Raw genomic sequence first — 15,453 nt, 5'->3', positions numbered from 1 at the left:
GCTGTGTTGAGCGGCAATGTCTCGGCCGAACGCTTTGGTGAGGTGGTTTTGCCTCATCTTGGCGACGCTTTGGCGCTGGCGCGCTGGCTGACCGGCAATGCGGCGGACGCCGAAGACGTGGTGCAGGAGGCCTGTCTCAAGGCCCATGCCGGCATCGGCAGCTATGCCGGCGGCAATGCCCGGGCGTGGCTATTGAGCATCGTGCGCAACAGCTCCTACTCGTGGCTCGCGCGCAACCGGCCACGAAGCATCATCGCCGTCGGCGATCTCGCGGATCTCGACGAGATGGCCGCTTCGCAGGAGCCCGCCGCCGGCCCTGAGGCGGCGCTGATCGCCAAGGCCGACATCGCCGCACTGGAAGCGGCCATCGCATCGCTGCCGCACCATTTTCGGGAAGTTGTCGTGCTGCGCGACGTCAATGACCTCAGCTACAAGGAGATCGCGACAATGCTTGGCGTGCCGCTTGGCACTGTCATGTCCCGCCTTTCGCGCGCCCGAGGCATGCTGATATCGGAACTGGGAGGCAAGCCATGAACGAAGATAATGGCCTTCCAACCGATCCGCGCGATATTCGCCTTCTGATCCATGCCCTGGTCGATGGCGAGCTCGACGCTGCAGCGGCCTTGACCCTTGAGCGGCGGATGGCGAGCGATTCGGCCCTTGCCGCCGAACATGCGCGTATCGCGGCCCTGCGCACCGCTGTTTCCAGCTTGCCCCGGCCCGAGATCAGCGATGCGTTTCAGGCGCGCATCGCCGGCCTTGGTACACACAAGCTGGCGGCGACGAAGCCGGCAAATGACAGCTTCCGCTTGTCGGGCTGGCGCGCCATGGCCGCCTCGGCACTGGTCTCAGCCGCAGTGGCAAGCGGTGCCACCTACTGGATGACCGGCCCCGTGGCGCAAGATAGCATCGCCACGGCCATCGCCAGCAGCCATCGTCGCAGTCTGTTGGCGGCCAGCGCGGTGGACGTCGCATCCTCCGACCGTCACACGGTCAAGCCATGGCTCGATGCCAGGATCGGCGTCTCGCCGCCGGCACCCGACCTTGCGAAAGATGGATATTCACTCCTTGGCGGCCGGGTCGAGGTGATTGGCGACAAGCCTGTGCCGGCGCTCGTCTACCGCCACCGCGAGCACCTGATCACCCTTGTCGCGATGCCACAGCAAACCGTCGTTGTGCAGACTGTGGCGGCGCTTTCGGCCAACGGCTTCTCGCTGGTGCGCTGGAGCGAGGGCGCCTTTTCCTACTGGGCCATTTCGGATACCGAGCGCCCCGTGCTTGAAGACTTCGTCCAGCGTTTTCGGGCTGCGGCCGCGGCAGGTTGACTGCAGGCCGACGGGATTTCCAGTCGCCTGTCTCGAATTTCGTGATTACTTCTTGCTATGCGTGACATATAACAGGGCACGTGCAGCGGAAGAACAGCCATGAGACGGTCAGACCCAGACAATGACGGCGATCAGAGATCGTCGTCAACGGTGAAAAGCGTCGAGGTTGCGGTCGAGATACTCGACGCGCTCGCCGACGCCCCGGGGCCTGTGCGCGTGACCGAGCTTGCGCGTTCGCTCGACATGACCAAGGCCAGGGTTTCCAGGCACCTGCAGACGCTGACCCGCCTCGGTCTTGTCGACCACGCCAGGGAAGGCGAGGGTTATGTCTTTGGCCGCAAGCTGTTCAAGTTCGGCCGCGCGGCGGTCTACCGCAGCAACGTCGTCGAGATCGCCCGGCCCTATCTCAGCGAGCTGTGCGCGCAGACCGGGCATACGGCCTTGCTGACCACGCCGATCAAGGGCGGCGCGATGGTCGTGCACGCGGTGCCAAATCCATTCGAGCCCGGGATCATGGTGCAGCCGGGCATGGTGCTGAGCCTGCCCGGATCGCCGGCGGCCCGGCTGTTTTATTATTTCGAAAACAAGAAGCCGGTGCCGCCACGGGTCGTCGAGAATTTGTCGAAATACGGGGTCGATTTCGAGACCGACACGCGCGGCAATGGGCTTGGCGGTATCGCAGCCCCGATCTTCGAGGCCGACGGACAGATTTGTGCCTCGCTGGGCGTGATCCTGTCGTCGTCGCTGCTCGTGCCCGAGCCGGACGTCCAGCTTCTCGCCACCGTCAGGTCAGTGGCGAGCGAGATACAGAAGCGTTATGCCGATGGCGTCCACCCGCCGCTGATGCCACAGCAAGCAAGCTGATCACAGATGTTTGCCGGCTCGCAGGCAAGCCCGCGAGCCGGGTCGATCATGCCTTGGCTACTGTGCGCGAACCCGCTTCGAGCTGAACCAGCGCTTTGGCCGGATCGAAGACCACGCCGATGGGATCCTTGCCCGCTGCCACCGCATCGACCTGTTGGCGCAAGACACGGCGCAGCATGCCGATGCCTTGATCGGTCGAGGTCAGGTTTTCTTCCGAGTGGAAGGTGATCGGCCCCTGGCCGACCTGCGCCTCGTAGTCTCCCGGCAGCTTCCGGTGTTCCTGCTCGGTGAGTTCGTGCCAGAGCTTGCCGGCATATTTCGAGCGGATCTTCGCCAGCGTGCCGGCTTCGCTCACCCGGCCGACCGAGTAGATGCGGAACGAAGTGTTGTCCATCGGCAGCACCCAGCCGAGCAGAGAGCAGGGTCCGTCGACAGTCGCGACCGGGCTTGCGACAGCGCGCACGGTGGGTACCACCGCCTCGGTGATGCGCTGATGTTCGCCGGCTTCCAAATCGCGCAGTTGCAGGCTCGAGACGCCACGCGGCGTATAGTGAAAAGTCACGCGCGGCATCAGGCTCATCTTGGAGTTGAACTGATCGCCGCTGAAGGAGCCGTGCAGGATCGGCACGTGGAACGGGTCGAGCACATTCTCGTAGTGCTGGAGCCAGTTGCAGTCGACGATGACAGGGCCGCCGCTGCCGATGCTGCTGTCGTCGGTTTCCAGGAACTCTCCGGCCTCAAGCCCCTCAAGCACGTCATAGCTCGGCAGGACCGGCTTGCGGTCGAGCGGGCCCATATAGGCAAAGATCAGGCCATATTTCTCCTCCAGGGGATAATGCGGCTGGCGGACATGGCCGCGCGTCTTTTCGCCCATTTCCGGTTCGCAGGGCTGCTCCAGGCAGTTGCCTTCGGTGTCGAACAGCCAGCCATGGTAGCAGCAGCGAATGCCTGACTCCTCGACGCGGCCGTAATAAAGCGAGGCACCGCGATGCGCGCAGCGCGGGTGCACGAGGCCAGGGCGGCCCTTGCCGTCGCGAAACAGGATGAGCTCTTCGCCGAGCGCCTGGATCTTCTTTGGCGTGGCGGTCGCGTCTTCCGACAGCCCGACCGGGTGCCAATAGCGGCGCAGCAGTTCGCCCATCGGCGTTCCGCGTTCCACTTCGGTCAATTCGGCAAAATATGTCGGCTTGGGCAATGTGTAGGCCGATCCGTCCTTGGTCATGCATTCCTCCCTAGCGGTCGAGCCGCAGCAGCGCCGTCTTGGCGCGTGAGCAGCAGATCATCATTGTGTTCCCGGCAGCGCGCTCCCCGTCGCTGAGAACCTTGTCGCGATGGTCCGGCACACCCTCGAGAACGCGGGTTTCGCAGGTGCCGCAGACCCCGTTGCGGCAGGACGAAGGCGCGTGAACGCCGGCCTGTTCGAGGGCGTCGAGAATCGTCTGGTCCGCGCCGACACGGACCGAGGCGCCCGATTTGTTCAATATGACGGTGAAGCCGCCATCGTCCGCCGCCGGAACGGTCGGGGTGAAGGACTCGTAGTGCACGGTCGATGGATCGCGGGTTTGGCTTGCGGCCAAAAACGCATCCAGCATCGCCTGCGGTCCGCAACAATAAAGATGGGTACCAGGGCTGGTCTGGCCGACGATCCCCTCGATGTCGAGCAGGCGATCATTCTCGTTATCGATGTGCAGGTGGACGTGTCCGCCGAGCGCTGTCAGTTCGTCAACAAGGGCACATTCGGCGCGCGAACGCACCGCATAATGCAGATGCCAGTCGGCGCCGGTCGCCTGCAATTGCCGGGCCATGGCCAGCAAGGGCGTGATGCCGATGCCGCCGGCGATCAGGACCGATTGGCCAGCCGTCCCGGCCAGTTGGAAGGTCGTCCGTGGCAGGGAAATCTTGATGCGGTCGCCGGGACGGGCGCTGGCATGAAGCCATCGCGAACCGCCGCGTGTCGTCCGGTCAAGCGCCACGGCGATGCGGTAATCGGCCCCGTCTGCGGGACCGATCAGGGAATATTGGCGCACCAGCCCATCAGGCAGATGGACATCGATGTGGGCGCCGGGCTCGAATGATGGCAGAGGCCCGCCATCGGCGGGCCTGAGGTCGTAGGAAAGGACCGAGGGCGTTTCGTAGGACATCCGACGGACGATCATCTCGATCGTTCCGCCGGCATTTTCTTTGTGACCGTCGTTCATTGTTGCGGCCATCCCCAAAGCCGTTTGAGTTGAGTAGCCGCGCGTCCGCGGAATGCCTAGGCGAGCGGTTCGCCGAGCGGATTTGCTGGCGGTACCACCGGCGAGGGCACGAACGGATGGATCAGCGCCCAGGGGCTCGGCATCTCGCTGACCGAGACGGCGATCAGGGCAGGGCCCTTGCTGTCTTTTGCCCGTGCAAGCGCGTCGTGAAGTCCCTGAGGTGAGTCCACCTTTTCAAAGGGCAGGCCGAAGGCGCTTGCCAGATGCGCGAAATCAGGGTTGGCAAGCTGAACCGCGAAGGTCTCGCCAAAGGTGCGCTGCTGGATGCGGCGGACATTGCCGTAATGGCCGTCGACGAACACCACGACCGACATGTTGCAGCCGTCGCGCGCGAGTGTCGCCAGCTCCTGCATGCCCCAGCCGAAACCGCCGTCGCCGTTCAGCGAAACGACGCGCCGGCTCGGATTGCCGTGTGCCGCGCCCAGTGCGGTGTTGAAGCCGTAGCCCAGCGTGCCCTGATAGCCTGGGGTGACGTAGGAGTTGGCGGCATGGACGGGGAAGGCGATGTTGGAGAAATAGCCGATCTGGGTCAGCTCGCTGACCAGAATGTCGTCGTCGGCCATGCTGGAACGGATGGCCCTGACATAGTCGGTCTGCGGCTGGATCGCGTCGGTTTGCGATGAGGACCAGGCCTTGACCTTGGCGGTCTTGTCGGCGGACGAGCTGCGTGCACCCGCGGGCAGGGCGGCAAGAAGCGCTTCAGCGCCGGCCGTCGCATCGGCTTCGACCAGGCAACCGGGCGCGCGGGGCGCGCTGGCCGCGGCAGGGTCGACATTGACGTAGATGTATTTGGTGTTGCCGTTGGCGTGGGTGGGCTTGGCGATGCCGTCGATGAAGCGGGTGCCGACCGCAACGATCACATCGGCATGTGGGAACACTGCCCGGCCGCCGAGTGAAGTCAAAGCGAGCGGGTGGTTGTCGCTGAGCAGGCCGCGTGCGCCGTCGGTCATGACCACGGGCGCCTGCAGCCGCTCGGCGAGCGCCTGGATGGCCTTGCCGGCACCGGAAGCAGCAGCGCCACCGCCGATCTGGATGACCGGGAACTTCGCCTGCGCCAGGATGGCCGCCGCTGCGTTGACGGCATCGGTCTGCGGTTCGAGGCGGCTGAATTCGGCGCGCGGCAGGATTGACGTCACGCCCTTGGCCTGAAGCACATCCGGCGGCAGTTCGATGGCAACCGGGCGCGGGTGGCCCGAACGCAGCTGCACGAAGGCTTCGTGAACCAGCGCGGCGACATCTTCGGGGCGATGCGCGATGCCGTGCCATTTGGTCAGCGACTTGAGGATGCCGCTTTGATCGGGGATCTCGTGCAGCATGCCGTGCTTCTGGCCGATCAGCGTCGAGGGGATCTGGCCCGAGATGCACAGGACACGCGAGGAACAGGCATAAGCGGTGGCGAGGCCGGAAAGCGCGTTGAGCACGCCGGGTCCCGGCACGACCATGAACACGCCTTCGTGACCGGTCGTGCGGGCATAACCGTCGGCCATGTAGGACGTCGCCTGTTCGTGGCGCGGCATGACATAGCGGATGCGGTCGGGCTGGCTGCGGATGGCCTCCACCGCCCAGTCGAGCTGAATGCCGGGAATGCCGAAGATGTCGGTCACGCCTTCTTCGAGGAGCTGGGCTACCAGCGCCTGTCCCCCGGTCAGCTCCATAGGTTCGTACTTCCCGCTCACGCTGCTCTTCTCCAATAGTTTGACCGCAAGGCGGAGGTCTGTCCCGGGCGGCTTGCCAGCCCGAGGCGCATCCCAAAGTCCTGCGAATAGTCACGTGGAATACAATGTCGTCTCATAATGCGTTACGGCGTCTCGCTAGTCAACGAAAAATCGCACCCGACAATGACCAGTCAGATACCGGGGCTGGTCGCCTGTCGTGCACATCCGCAAAAAATGCTAGGCGTCGCTTGCGCCGCCGCTGGATGCGGCAAGCCAGACGTTGACCATGTTCAAAATACGCGATAGAGTCTCACAATACGAGACAAACGAGGATGTTATGTTTTCCAATCTCTCCACGCCGACGGCCGATCCGCTGCTTGGGATGATGCAGCAATTTCGCGATGATCCGAGTTCCGACAAGGTCGATCTCGGCATCGGCATCTACAAGGACGGGCAGGGCAACGCGCCTGTGCTGGCCACCGTCAAGCAGGCGGAAACCTTCCTGGTGGAGAACCAGAAGTCGAAATCATACGTCTCCTCGGCCGGCAACGAGGACTATAACCGCTTCACCAGGGAGCTGATTTTCGGCGCCAACAGCGCCTTGCTTGCGCGGTCGCGGGCTATCCAGACGCCCGGCGGGACCGGCGCCTTGCGCGTCGCCGGCGATTTTGCCAACCGGCTGAAGCCCGGTTGCAAGGTTTACCTGCCGACACCGACCTGGCCGAACCATCCCTCGCTGCTGGCGGCGGCTGGTCTCGAAGTGGTCAGCTACCCCTATTACGATGTCGCCTCTGGAACCCTGCAGTTCGACCAGATGATCGAGGCCCTGCGCGCCACGCGCCCCGGCGACCTGGTGCTGTTCCACGGCTGCTGCCACAATCCGGGTGGTGCGGACCCCAGCCTGGCGCAATGGGCCGAGATCGCCGAGCTGCTTGCCTCGACCGGCGCGATGCCGCTGATCGACCTCGCCTATCTCGGCTTTGGCGACGGCCTGAACGAGGATGCGGCCGGCGTCAGGCTTCTGGCCGAGCGCCTGCCGGAAATGCTGATCGCCAGCTCCTATTCGAAGAACTTCGCGCTTTACCGCGAACGCGTCGGCGCACTGACGCTGGTGGCCAAGGATGACGCGACCGCCAGCCGCGCGCATGGCCACCTGCTGCCGGTCGTTCGCACCAACTACTCGATGCCGCCGGATCACGGTGCTTCGGTTGTCGCGCATATTCTCGGCGATGCGGCGCTTCGCAAGACCTGGGAAGGCGAGGTCGCCGAAATGCGCGAACGCATCAACGGCATGCGCACCAAGCTGGTGGCGGCACTGGCTGGCCGCACCACGCGCGATTTTGGCTTCCTTGGCGCGCAGCGCGGCATGTTCGCCATGCTCGGTATTACCCCTGCGGACGCCGAGCGGATGAAGGTCGAGCACCATGTCCACATCACCAGTTCGGGCCGCGTCAACGTGGCCGGCCTGACCGACAAGAATGTCGGCCATGTCGCCAACGCCATCGTCGCGGTCTGCGGCTGATTTTCTCCAGACGCAGTGTGGATAAAAATAGGGCGGCGTTCCGATGGAGCGCCGCCCTTTCTCATGGGCGCCTGAATGTCATCCGGGACCAGCTTCCGCTGTGTCCCGGATTTTGACCGAGTTTCAGATTTCGTAAGGCAGGCCGAGCTGGGCCTTGCGTAGCCGCTGCTGGCCGATCTCGGTGTTCCCCCAATGGTTCAGCGTCTGGTACTGCATCCTTGTCTGGAAGCTCGTCTGTCCCGGGAAGATGTGCAGGGCCTCGCACATCGAGCAGGCCCAGTGGACCGTGGGCCAGATGCGGCGCAGGCACATTTCCGAATAGCTATCGAGCAGGGTCGAGTCGTTGGACTTCAGCAATCGCCTGATCGCCTCGGCCATGATGCGCGCATCGCCAACCGCCAGGTTGAGCCCCTTGCCGCCGCTCGGCGGCACGATGTGCGCTGCGTCGCCAGCAATGGCCAACCGGCCGTGGCGCATCTTTTCGCAGACATAGCCACGAAGGCGGGCAACGGAGCGCTCGATGATCGGGCCGCGATTGAGCTGGGCGTTGGTACCATCGTCGAGGCGAAGGTCGAGTTCGTCCCAGATCTGCTGATCGCTCATGGCATTGGGATCGGCATCGGGCTCGACTTGGAGGTAGAGCCGGCCGACCGAGGCGGAACGGGCCGATGCTACCGCCAGGCCGCGCGTGGAGTGCGCGAAGCCGCGACGAGCCGCAAGCGGTGCGGCCTCGGCAAGGATGCCGAGCCAGGCGAACGGGTATTCGGTCAGGAAGACATGGTCGTCGGAGCCCGGAATGTGGCGGCGGCTGACGCCGTGATAGCCATCGCAGCCGGCGATGAACTGGCACTCCAGCACCTTGTCTTCGCCATTATGGCTGTAGTGGATCACAGGGGCGTTCTCGATATCGTCGAGCCTCGATACGGCGGCCTCGAAATTGATCGGCAGGCCGTCGGCCTCGCGCTGGAGGATCAGGTCCTCGACGATCTTCTGCTGGCCATAGGTCGTCAGGTGGCGCCCGGTGCCGTCGTCGAGCGAAATGTCGGCCTTCTGCTTGTCCCAGCACAGCTGCATCGAGCGCATGGGAATGCCTTCGCGGTTGAGCCGCTCGCCCATGCCATAGGTTCTCAGCGTATCGACGGTGCCCGATTCAAGCACACCGGCGCGCACGCGCCCGAGCACATATTCGCGCGTCCGCCGCTCCAGGATGACGGAGTCGATACCGTTGAGCTGGAGGATACGCGCCACGAGCAGGCCGGCAGGCCCCGCGCCGATGATCCCGACCTGAGTTTTCATGAGTTCACCTATTGCTGACTGGAGTGCTACGCTGCTGCGGGCGTCAGTATTCGAGGCCCTTATCCTTCAGGCGCTTGCGCAAATTGAAGAGGTCGAGGCTGAGGACGCCCTTGGCGAGTTCGGCGCGTTTGGCCTCTTCCTCGGCGATGCGCTGCTCGGAGAGCCGCGCGACATTGTCGGCCTGATCGCGGGGGATGATCGCCACGCCGTCATCATCGGCGACCACGACATCGCCGGGATTGACGACCGCGCCGGCGCAAGAGATCGGCACGTTCACCGAACCCAGCGTCTCCTTGACCGTGCCTTGCGCGCAGATCGCCGTCGACCAGACCGGGAACTTCATCTGCGTGAGGTCTCGGATGTCGCGGACGCCGGCGTTGATGACCAGCCCGATGCCGCCGCGCGCCATGACCGAAGTCGCCAACAGATCGCCGAAATAGCCGGCGTCGGAAGGCGAAAACGGCGCAACGACGAGGATGTCGCCCGGCTTGATCAGCTCGATCGCCACATGGATCATCCAGTTGTCGCCGGGCGGCACCAAAACGGTGACAGCACTTCCAGCAATGGCAGCACCCGGATAGATCGGCCGCATCCGAGAGCTCATCAGCCCGGTTCGGCCGAACGCCTCATGCGTGGTGGCGACGCCGGCCTTGGCCAGCCGGGCGATGGTGGCGCTATCGGCGCGCTCGATGTTGCGGATGACCTTGTTCATGATTGGCGCGTCTGCAGCGAGTGATAGCGGAATTTGGTGCGGGCATCGCGCAGCGACATGCCCTCGGTGATGGCTTGGCGGATGGCGTTTTCGGCGGTGGCGATCTCGTCGGCGAGGTCGAGAACCTCTGTCGCGCGCTCGCTCGGAATGACGACGACACCGTCGGCATCGCCAACCAGAATGTCGCCCTGTCGAACCAGTGCGCCGCCGATCTCGACGGTGATGCCGGTGGCGTCGACCTGGACGCGATCCTTGCCGGTCTTCATCGAATAGCTGCGCGAGTAGATCGGATAGCCGAGCTTGAGGCAGAGATCGACGTCGCGGCAGGCACCGTCGATCACCGTGCCGGCAAGCCCCTTATGGCTGGCCAGCTGGGTCATGATATCGCCCCAGACCGTGCAGTCCTCACGGCCGCGATTGTCGAGCACGACGACAGTGCCGGCCGGGAGATCGTCGATGAAGTCGCCGACATTGCCCGGCGCCAGCACGTCGATCGGGACATAGCGGACGGTGAAGGCGCGGCCGACAAGCCTGAACTTGTGGTCGCGCGGCTTGATGCCCCGGCAGACGCCTTCGATGCCGAGCCGATCCATCGCGTCGGACAGAGTGGCGCAGTCGTGTTTTCCGGCGCGTTCTACGGCCTGGTCGGTCATTGCATAACCTCGAGCATGTCTTCGTAATCGGCGCCGAGCACCTGCGAGACCGGCTTGCCGGTCTTCAGGGCCTCGACCATCAGGCGTTCCTTGGCCGCGATGCGCTCGGCGGTCTGGATCACCTTTTCCGCCTTGTCGGCGGTAAGGAATACCGCTCCCGAACCGTCTGATATGACGTAGTCGCCGGGCGCAATCGTCACCGCATCGATGGTGACGGATACGTTGGTTGCGACTTCGTGGACGCGGCCACGCGCCGTGCGCACCGTGTTCGTTCGGGCAAAGACGGGAAAGTCGAGACCGTTGGCTTCGTCGACGTCGCGCAAGGGGCCATCGACGATGACGCCCTGTATCCCGGTCAGGCGCGCGGCCTGGGTGAGCACGCCGCCCCAGCCGCCGGCATCGATGCCGGGATGGGCAACCACGATCACGGAATCGGCGTCGCCGGCCTCGATGGCGCGAGCGCCCAGATGCACCTTGGGCGCACCTGCGGGTGCCGGACCTGCTGCGAGCTGGACCGTGACCACGCGCCCGGCCACCACGCCGCCGCCGGAGCGGCGGGCTATGCCGGTGACAGCACCATTCATGCCAAGCGCGTCGAGCGCGTCGGAGACCGAGCAGGCGTCAAGCCGGCGCAGCCGCTGGATGAGATCGAGGCTCATGGCTTGACGTCCCACCAGTACATGCCCTGCGCGGTGCCGGTTCCGGCCTCCGACCGGTAGCATGGCACATAGGCGACCTCGTGGAACTCGGTGTTCATCCTTTCCATGACACCGGCGGTGGTGATCCAGCTCTTCATTTCCGAGGTGCCCGACTGAAGCTCGGACAGCGGAATGTTCTTGAGGAACTCGGCGTCCTTTTCGCGCATCGCTTTCATGAAGCGGGCATCCCAGTCTTCATCGATGGTGAAATGGCTCATGCCGCCCGAGCCGAACACGACGACGCGCGCATCGCTGTTCCAAGAGCGGATCGCATCGCCGACCACCTGGCCGAACTTGTAGGAGCGCTTTGCCGTCGGCTGGTTGGGCGGGAAGAAGGTGTTCTGATAGATCGGGACGTTGGGGATGACGTTGTCGCGCATGACCTGCCGGTAGATATGGCCGAAGGCATGGCTGATGCCGGTTGTGCGCGGATTGTGGGTCGGCAGCTTGGGCGACACCGTGATGTCGAATTCGTTTTCGACCAGATTACCGATGATGTGCTTGGCGAGTTCCGGCACCGTGTCGTATTCGCGGTACTCTTCCGGCGCATGCCCGGCTTCACCCTCGGCTACTCCCGGCGGCATCAGGCGGCGGCCCTCTTCGGTCGCCGGATGATGGCGGATCTTGTCGCCGTAGTAGATCATGTAGGGCGGGCTCAAATCCTCGCCGTAGATCTCGTGCTGGTCGTTGCCGAAGATCACGGCAACATCGGCCTTCATCGCGTCGAAGGCGTCGGCAAGGCGCTCGCTGGCCGCGTGGCACTTCTCATAGTTGGCGGTCATCGCCGCCATGGTGCTGCGCGCCGCAAGGTTTTCGTGCTTGCGCAGTTCGCAGAGTTCTTCGAAGGAATAGACCCCGCCGCGGAACGGGTGCTTGCGCGTGCGGTCCGACTGGACGCGCAGCAGCCACTTGTCGGGCGTGGTGTGCAGTTGCGGCCCGTGGGCCGTGCAGATGAATCCGACTATTTTCGCCATTGGGTAGCCTCCATGTTTGCCAAGGCTGCGCTTCAGGTGACCTGGGGTTGATCAGGCTTCGATGTTGAAAAGCCGCGCGGCATTGCCGCCCAGGATTGCCTTGCGTTCATCATCTGAGATGAACGACAGACCGTTGATGTGTGGGATGATGGTGTCGAAGGTCTCGCCGGTTTCCGGATCGATCGACGAGCCGACGCCGGGCATTTCCGCGCCGTAGAGGCACTGCGAAGCGCCGACGACCTTGACCAGCAGTTCGATCGCATCGCGCGAGTAAAGCACGGTGTCGAAATAGAGCTTCCGCAGCTGGTCGCGGAAACGCACGCCCGAAGAGGACATGCCGTTACGCGGTACCGTCGTCGCGTCGAAGCGGCCGAGCTGGTAGGGGATCGCCCCGCCGCCATGGCTGACAAGGATCCTGAGATCGGGGAAGTCGTCGAGCACTGTCGACTTGCACAGCCCGTAGACGGCGGTGGTTTCTTCGTTGATGAAGTGCAGCGAATAAGGTTCGCGCTCAGGCGCCCGCGAACTCGCCGAATGGATGTGGCCGACGACGTCCAGCTCGCAGAGCTTTTCGTAGAGCGGGTACCAGTAGCGGTCGCCCATCGGCGGCGCCATGCGGCCGTTGTTTTCGAACGGGTCGGGATTGATCAGGCAGCCGCGGAAACCGAACTCCTTCACGCAGCGTTCGAGTTCGGGCAACGCCTCGGTGATCGGGCTGTCGCCGGTCTGGGGCAGGCCGGCGACGCCATAAAAACGCTCGGGGTAGAGCGCGCATTCCTGGGCGATGATGTCGTTGGCGTATTCGACATACCAGTGCACCAGCTTCTTGGGCTCTTCCGAATGCATCAGCTGGAACGGGCGCGGCGACAAAAGCTGGATGTCGACGCCGGCCTGATCGAGGCAGGCGAGGTGGCCCATCGGCGCCATCTCGACGCGGTTGAATGCCTGTTCCAGCGCCTCGTTGGACACCGGTGGCGCCTTGCGGCCATGCGCGCCGCGATGCGACAGGATGCTGGCCTTGTAGGCGGGAAGCTGATGCGGCACCGCCATATGGGCATGACAATCGATGATCTTCATCGGGCACTCCAGAATTCCAGAAAGGTTTGCATTGGGCTTCGCCTCAGTTCGATGAGGCGGCTGCGCCAGTGATGATGTCGAGCAGAGCGTTGGGGTCGGCCGGGCAGATTTCGCCGCGCCAGGCCACGTGCCGGTCGGGCCGCGACAGGACGAAGGCCTCGGCGTAAGGTCCCGGCCCGGAACCGTCGGGCACCACGTCAAGCAGCTGGATCGGGATGCCGCGCGCCGCCGCCGCCGCCATCAAAGGCTGGGCATCGCGGGTCAGGTCGAACCGCAGCAGCGTGTAATCAGGGCCCATCGCGTCGTAGAGCGAACGCTTGCCAGCGAGCCAGATATGAGGCGTGCGGCAGCCAGGCACTGTCGACGGCGTGAAGTCGGCCATCGAATAGGCCGGCTGGGCCTCACCATCGTAGGAAATGATCGGCGAGCGATCGTAGTAGTAGCCGAAGTTGAGGCCGCCGCAGCAATATTGCTGGACGTTGAGATCGTAGATCTTGCGTCCGAGCGTCTCGCGCGCCGTCTCGCCGGCTGGAGTGTCGTCTTCGATGTCGGCGGGGACGATGCGACGTTCCTTGGCCATGGCATGGGCATGGTTCATGGCAAAGACCGAAACCTGTTCGGTGATCGGCTGGCGCTCGGCCGCGTAAGCGTCGAGCATTCCGGCCTTGCCCCATCCAGCGATGTTGGCGGCGAGCAGCCACCCCAAGTTTTCCGCGTCGGCAATGCCGGCATTCATGCCGTAGCCGGCGTAAGGCACCCACAGATGTGCCGCGTCGCCGCAGATGAACACGCGCCCGGAATGGAAGCGGTCGGCGACGAGGCGGCGCCCGAACCAGTCTTCATTAGAGAGCACTTCATAGGAGAAATCAGGGCCGACGCCGAGGATCTCGCGGATCGACCAGTCGCGGTCGACGCTGTCGAAATCCGGCTCGTCGTCGCGCAAATAGTTGTGCACCAGCCAGGTTTCGCGGCCGTCGATGGCATAGACATTGCCGCTGCGCCGGGGGTTGAGCGAAAAGCTCGCCCAGGCCGGCTGGTCGTTCATCAGGCCGAGCAATTCAGGCGCGCGGATATAGGTCGACTGCACCCGCTGAACCACGGCGTCGCCGACGAGCTTGGCGCCGATGTCGCGGCGCACCTGCGAGCGGCCGCCATCGCAGCCGGCGAGGTAGCGGGCGGAGATCGTCGTCTGCTCGCCGCTGTCGATGTTGCGGGCGCTGATCTCAACGCCGTCAGCGGTCTCGCTATGCGACAGATACTCCGTGCGGTTGAGCACGGTTAGCCCGGGCATCGCCACAGCATGTTCAAACAGGATCGGCTCGAGGAACAGCTGGTTGATGCGGTGCGGCGGCTCGGCCGTCGGCCAATCGGTATCTGGGCCGCCGGTTGCCGTGAAGCGGTCGCGCCGGCAGGGGATCGGGATGCGGGTGATCGCCTTGCCGACCATGCTGGTGCGGTAGGCGATGTCGTTGGCATAGTCGGCCGGCAGGCCGGCGTTGCGGGCAGCATCCGCGACGCCAAGCCTTCTCAGAATCTCCATCGACCTGGCCGAGACGTGATTGCACTTCACGTTTGGCGGCTCGCCATGATGGCGCGTCTCCAGCAGCGTCACGGCCACGCCGCGCTGCGCCAGGATCATGCCGAGCGTCAGCCCGACAGGCCCCGCGCCGACGATGAGGACGTCGGTATTCAGCACTGCCGTCATGGCCGAGGCCCCGCGACGGTCAGCACGACCTCGCCGTTGCTCACACGCACAGGAACAGGCGTCAGCCCGACGGACTTGTCGATCGGATGGCGGCCCGTCAGCATGTCGAACTCGAAACCATGCCAGGGGCAGACGATGTGCATCTGGTCCTTGGAGAAGCCGAGGCCCAGGCTTTTGCCGCTCTCGGCGACCTGCTCCAGCGTGCGGGGCATGATCTTGCCCTGGCAGACAGGCCCGCCCATATGCGGGCAGATGTTGAGATAGGCCCGCACTTCGTCGCCGATGAAATAGACGCCGACGCCGACGCCATCCACTTCGACGACCATGCGCTGCCGGGTCTTGAGCTCATCATGACGGCCCAGAATAACCTGCCGCGGCGCGACCGCCGCCATGTCAGGGGCGCTCAAGATGCCCTCCTGAACCACATGGCCAGATCAAACACGTTGAGGTCGGCCGACCGCAACAGCTCGCTGACCAGGACCACCGTCTCGGTGGCCGTCAAGGCGTCCGGGTTGACCGGTGGGAAAGCCTTGTCGGACTTCTCGACCTTGGCCGAATAAAGCCGTCCCAACGCGGTCAGCGCGACGGCGATGTCCGCTTCCGTGATGTTATCGAGAGTTCCGGAAGCCAAAGCTTCGTCTGCTGCTGCTGCGATCGCTGCGGCCGCTGCGCTGAACCCAGCGCCATGTTTGGATGTTGTCATGTTCTGTGCCA

16 protein-coding genes are annotated in these 15,453 nt (G+C 64.3%); 4 read left to right on the top strand and 12 right to left on the bottom strand.

What is annotated here, in order from left to right; genetic code table 11:
• Positions 1-6 precede the first annotated feature (6 nt).
• The 3 genes from AC1RTB_RS21495 to AC1RTB_RS21485 all read left to right on the top strand — a co-directional run bounded on the left by AC1RTB_RS21495 (position 7) and on the right by AC1RTB_RS21485 (position 2,189).
• The gene (locus AC1RTB_RS21495) at positions 7-534 is read left to right on the top strand and encodes a sigma-70 family RNA polymerase sigma factor (protein WP_492879535.1); all 528 of its coding nucleotides are present in this window, start codon (positions 7-9) and stop codon (positions 532-534) included.
• On the top strand, positions 531-1,325 hold the full coding sequence (locus AC1RTB_RS21490; RefSeq protein ID WP_492879534.1) for an anti-sigma factor family protein: 795 nt from the start codon (positions 531-533) through the stop codon (positions 1,323-1,325). Before AC1RTB_RS21495 ends, AC1RTB_RS21490 begins: the two co-directional genes overlap by 4 nt.
• 99 nt (positions 1,326-1,424) lie before the next feature.
• Positions 1,425-2,189 (top strand): IclR family transcriptional regulator, encoded by a 765-nt coding sequence (locus tag AC1RTB_RS21485; protein WP_492879533.1) that lies wholly within the window; start codon positions 1,425-1,427, stop codon positions 2,187-2,189.
• Positions 2,190-2,235: 46 nt separating this feature from the next.
• On the opposite strand, the gene AC1RTB_RS21480 is transcribed toward AC1RTB_RS21485, so the two are convergent.
• Genes AC1RTB_RS21480 through AC1RTB_RS21470 form a run of 3 tightly spaced genes read right to left on the bottom strand, consistent with a single transcriptional unit; the run spans position 2,236 to position 6,123 of the window.
• On the bottom strand, positions 2,236-3,411 hold the full coding sequence (locus AC1RTB_RS21480) for a Rieske 2Fe-2S domain-containing protein (RefSeq protein WP_492879532.1): 1,176 nt from the start codon (positions 3,409-3,411) through the stop codon (positions 2,236-2,238).
• A 10-nt stretch (positions 3,412-3,421) separates the two neighbouring features.
• Positions 3,422-4,387, bottom strand: a complete 966-nt coding sequence (locus AC1RTB_RS21475; protein ID WP_492879531.1) for a PDR/VanB family oxidoreductase — start codon at positions 4,385-4,387, stop codon at positions 3,422-3,424.
• A gap of 56 nt (positions 4,388-4,443) precedes the next feature.
• Positions 4,444-6,123 (bottom strand): thiamine pyrophosphate-binding protein, encoded by a 1,680-nt coding sequence (locus tag AC1RTB_RS21470; protein ID WP_492879530.1) that lies wholly within the window; start codon positions 6,121-6,123, stop codon positions 4,444-4,446.
• 316 nt (positions 6,124-6,439) lie between these two features.
• Here AC1RTB_RS21470 and AC1RTB_RS21465 point away from each other — a divergent pair, with 316 nt between their 5' ends.
• Positions 6,440-7,624 carry an amino acid aminotransferase gene (locus tag AC1RTB_RS21465; protein WP_492879529.1) on the top strand — a complete coding sequence of 395 codons (1,185 nt, stop codon included), beginning with the start codon at positions 6,440-6,442 and terminating at the stop codon, positions 7,622-7,624.
• A 123-nt stretch (positions 7,625-7,747) separates the two neighbouring features.
• Here the strand turns inward: AC1RTB_RS21465 and AC1RTB_RS21460 are convergent, their stop codons facing one another.
• Genes AC1RTB_RS21460 through AC1RTB_RS21420 form a run of 9 tightly spaced genes read right to left on the bottom strand, consistent with a single transcriptional unit; the run spans position 7,748 to position 15,442 of the window.
• Positions 7,748-8,920, bottom strand: coding sequence for a 4-hydroxybenzoate 3-monooxygenase (locus AC1RTB_RS21460; protein WP_492879528.1), 1,173 nt, complete (start codon positions 8,918-8,920; stop codon positions 7,748-7,750).
• A gap of 43 nt (positions 8,921-8,963) precedes the next feature.
• Positions 8,964-9,632 carry a 4-carboxy-4-hydroxy-2-oxoadipate aldolase/oxaloacetate decarboxylase gene (locus AC1RTB_RS21455; RefSeq protein ID WP_492879527.1) on the bottom strand — a complete coding sequence of 223 codons (669 nt, stop codon included), beginning with the start codon at positions 9,630-9,632 and terminating at the stop codon, positions 8,964-8,966.
• On the bottom strand, positions 9,629-10,285 hold the full coding sequence (locus tag AC1RTB_RS21450) for an RraA family protein (protein WP_492879526.1): 657 nt from the start codon (positions 10,283-10,285) through the stop codon (positions 9,629-9,631). The genes AC1RTB_RS21455 and AC1RTB_RS21450 overlap by 4 nt, the downstream gene beginning before the upstream one ends.
• Positions 10,282-10,944: an RraA family protein gene (locus tag AC1RTB_RS21445; protein ID WP_492879525.1), complete on the bottom strand. Its 663-nt coding sequence runs from the start codon at positions 10,942-10,944 to the stop codon at positions 10,282-10,284. The genes AC1RTB_RS21450 and AC1RTB_RS21445 overlap by 4 nt, the downstream gene beginning before the upstream one ends.
• Positions 10,941-11,957, bottom strand: coding sequence for a DODA-type extradiol aromatic ring-opening family dioxygenase (locus AC1RTB_RS21440; protein WP_492879524.1), 1,017 nt, complete (start codon positions 11,955-11,957; stop codon positions 10,941-10,943). Before AC1RTB_RS21440 ends, AC1RTB_RS21445 begins: the two co-directional genes overlap by 4 nt.
• A 51-nt stretch (positions 11,958-12,008) precedes the next feature.
• Complete coding sequence (locus AC1RTB_RS21435) at positions 12,009-13,034, bottom strand: amidohydrolase family protein (protein WP_492879523.1); 1,026 nt, start codon at positions 13,032-13,034, stop codon at positions 12,009-12,011.
• Positions 13,035-13,077: 43 nt separating this feature from the next.
• Positions 13,078-14,739, bottom strand: a complete 1,662-nt coding sequence (locus tag AC1RTB_RS21430; protein WP_492879522.1) for an FAD-dependent oxidoreductase — start codon at positions 14,737-14,739, stop codon at positions 13,078-13,080.
• A complete protein-coding gene (locus tag AC1RTB_RS21425; RefSeq protein ID WP_492879521.1) occupies positions 14,736-15,146 on the bottom strand; it encodes a Rieske (2Fe-2S) protein in 411 nt (136 codons plus the stop codon). Before AC1RTB_RS21425 ends, AC1RTB_RS21430 begins: the two co-directional genes overlap by 4 nt.
• On the bottom strand, positions 15,143-15,442 hold the full coding sequence (locus tag AC1RTB_RS21420; protein WP_492879520.1) for a hypothetical protein: 300 nt from the start codon (positions 15,440-15,442) through the stop codon (positions 15,143-15,145). The genes AC1RTB_RS21425 and AC1RTB_RS21420 overlap by 4 nt, the downstream gene beginning before the upstream one ends.
• Positions 15,443-15,453: the final 11 nt, after the last annotated feature.

The sequence above is a fragment of the Aminobacter sp. GW821-FHT11F06 genome (assembly GCF_058808215.1).
Note: the sequence above shows the minus strand (reverse complement) of the source record. Positions and strands in the feature narration are given on the sequence as shown.

What these genes read in the sequence shown, in the direction of transcription:
- AC1RTB_RS21490 (WP_492879534.1), top strand. Translation starts at nt 531, where the DNA reads ATGAACGAAGATAATGGCCTTCCAACCGATCCGCGCGATATTCGCCTT.
- AC1RTB_RS21485 (WP_492879533.1), top strand. Translation starts at nt 1,425, where the DNA reads ATGAGACGGTCAGACCCAGACAATGACGGCGATCAGAGATCGTCGTCA.
- AC1RTB_RS21480 (WP_492879532.1), bottom strand. Translation starts at nt 3,411, where the DNA reads ATGACCAAGGACGGATCGGCCTACACATTGCCCAAGCCGACATATTTT.
- AC1RTB_RS21475 (WP_492879531.1), bottom strand. Translation starts at nt 4,387, where the DNA reads ATGAACGACGGTCACAAAGAAAATGCCGGCGGAACGATCGAGATGATC.
- AC1RTB_RS21465 (WP_492879529.1), top strand. Translation starts at nt 6,440, where the DNA reads ATGTTTTCCAATCTCTCCACGCCGACGGCCGATCCGCTGCTTGGGATG.
- AC1RTB_RS21460 (WP_492879528.1), bottom strand. Translation starts at nt 8,920, where the DNA reads ATGAAAACTCAGGTCGGGATCATCGGCGCGGGGCCTGCCGGCCTGCTC.
- AC1RTB_RS21455 (WP_492879527.1), bottom strand. Translation starts at nt 9,632, where the DNA reads ATGAACAAGGTCATCCGCAACATCGAGCGCGCCGATAGCGCCACCATC.
- AC1RTB_RS21450 (WP_492879526.1), bottom strand. Translation starts at nt 10,285, where the DNA reads ATGACCGACCAGGCCGTAGAACGCGCCGGAAAACACGACTGCGCCACT.
- AC1RTB_RS21445 (WP_492879525.1), bottom strand. Translation starts at nt 10,944, where the DNA reads ATGAGCCTCGATCTCATCCAGCGGCTGCGCCGGCTTGACGCCTGCTCG.
- AC1RTB_RS21440 (WP_492879524.1), bottom strand. Translation starts at nt 11,957, where the DNA reads ATGGCGAAAATAGTCGGATTCATCTGCACGGCCCACGGGCCGCAACTG.
- AC1RTB_RS21435 (WP_492879523.1), bottom strand. Translation starts at nt 13,034, where the DNA reads ATGAAGATCATCGATTGTCATGCCCATATGGCGGTGCCGCATCAGCTT.
- AC1RTB_RS21430 (WP_492879522.1), bottom strand. Translation starts at nt 14,739, where the DNA reads ATGACGGCAGTGCTGAATACCGACGTCCTCATCGTCGGCGCGGGGCCT.
- AC1RTB_RS21420 (WP_492879520.1), bottom strand. Translation starts at nt 15,442, where the DNA reads ATGACAACATCCAAACATGGCGCTGGGTTCAGCGCAGCGGCCGCAGCG.